This is a genomic window from Corallococcus sp. CA053C (assembly GCF_003611675.1).
GTDB lineage: Bacteria > Myxococcota > Myxococcia > Myxococcales > Myxococcaceae > Corallococcus.
Genome location: NZ_RAWA01000815.1, coordinates 1 through 871, shown reverse-complemented (window position 1 = coordinate 871; position 871 = coordinate 1). Strand labels below are relative to the sequence as shown.

At 70.7% G+C, this 871-nt stretch carries 1 protein-coding gene; it reads right to left on the bottom strand.

Annotated features, from left to right (window positions below):
- The coding region (locus D7V97_RS43365; protein ID WP_233583625.1) for a PAS domain-containing sensor histidine kinase at window positions 1-871 on the bottom strand (871 nt) is incomplete at both ends.

Below are 871 nucleotides of genomic sequence, written 5' to 3'. Positions count from 1 at the left end.
CGTGAGGATGGAGAGCACCCGGGTCTGGACCGCTGGAGTGGCATCCTTCAGGAGCTCGTGCAGCCGAGACACCGCTTCCACGCGGCAGGGTGACGGTGAAGGTGGTGCCGTCCGCCTCCGTGGAGGCGACCTCGATGGTGCCCCCGTGGGCGTGGACGATTTCGCGCACGATGTAGAGCCCCAGGCCGTAGCTCATCTTCAGGGTGCGCGTCGTCTGCGGGCCCTGACGGAAGGGCTCGAAGAGGTGGGGCAGCAGGGCCTCCGGGATGGGGCGGCCCTGGTTGTGGACCTCCACCACGACCTTGTTGCGCAGGCCGCGCGTGGACAGGCGCACGGGCGCCTCCGGCGGGCCGTACTTGAGGGCGTTCTCCATCAGGTTGGACACCACCTGGGCCAGCCGGTCCGGGTCCCACTGCCCCTGCGTGTTGCCCTTGTGCTCCAGGACGATGTGGCGCTGGGGGAAGGCGACGCGGAACTCGTGCGCCACCTTGGACAAGAGCTCCTGGGTGTCGGTGCCGCGCGGTTCAATGACGACGCCGCCCACCAGCCGCGCGCGGGTGAAGTCCAGCAGCAGGCGCGTCAGCCGCTCGATGCGCACCGCCGCGGTGGCGATGCGCTGGCTGGTGCGCGCCGTCTCCTCCGCGGGGCCGCCGGCCGCGAGCACGCGCGACCAGTTCATGATGGCGCCCAGCGGGCTGCGGATGTCGTGGCTGATGATGCCCATCAGGTGCTCCTGGAATTCGGAGTGCCTGCGGACCTCCTCCTCGGCCCAGCGGCGCTGGGTGATGTCGCGGCTGACGCCGAAGAGGCCGAACACCTCGCCCGCGTCGTCGCGCAGCGGGCCCTTGGTGGTCAGCCACACTCGCTCGCC